The following is a 445-nucleotide window of genomic DNA, read 5'->3' on the forward strand; positions in this document are numbered from 1 at the left end:
ATTAGCGCTTATTGCTTCGTTAACTACGAAATTTACTCATTCGCGTACCTAAGCACTGCTCATTTCATAACTTTCTTGTTTCCTTGCACTAATCACTACTAAACTTCACAATGCCAATTTTAATTTGAGTAATTATCTAGGTAATTATTTCAATTATTACAAAGAATATATTTCTTGGCTTGTTGTATTATATACAATTTACTATGTGTAATTTTCAAAGAACAATGGTGGGCTTAAATGGACTCGAACCATCGACCTCACGCTTATCAGGCGTGCGCTCTAACCAGCTGAGCTATAAGCCCTAATGGTGGAGATAAAGAGATTCGAACTCTTGACCCCCTGCGTGCAAGGCAGGTGCTCTCCCAACTGAGCTATACCCCCATAAAAAAATTTTGAGGAAGATCCCTCAAAATTGAACAGAATCCACATTAAATTAAACCTTCTT

General features: G+C 37.1%; 2 tRNA genes. Both read right to left on the reverse strand.

What is annotated here, in order from left to right:
* Positions 1–225: 225 nt before the first annotated feature.
* Positions 226–302 (reverse strand) — tRNA-Ile (locus NG918_RS16595).
* Positions 303–305: 3 nt separating this feature from the next.
* Positions 306–381: transfer RNA gene (locus tag NG918_RS16600), tRNA-Ala, on the reverse strand.
* Between the last annotated feature and the right edge of the window lie 64 nt (positions 382–445).

The organism is Clostridium sp. ZBS2, assembly GCF_023845855.1.
GTDB classification, from domain to species: domain Bacteria; phylum Bacillota; class Clostridia; order Clostridiales; family Clostridiaceae; genus Clostridium; species Clostridium aquiflavi.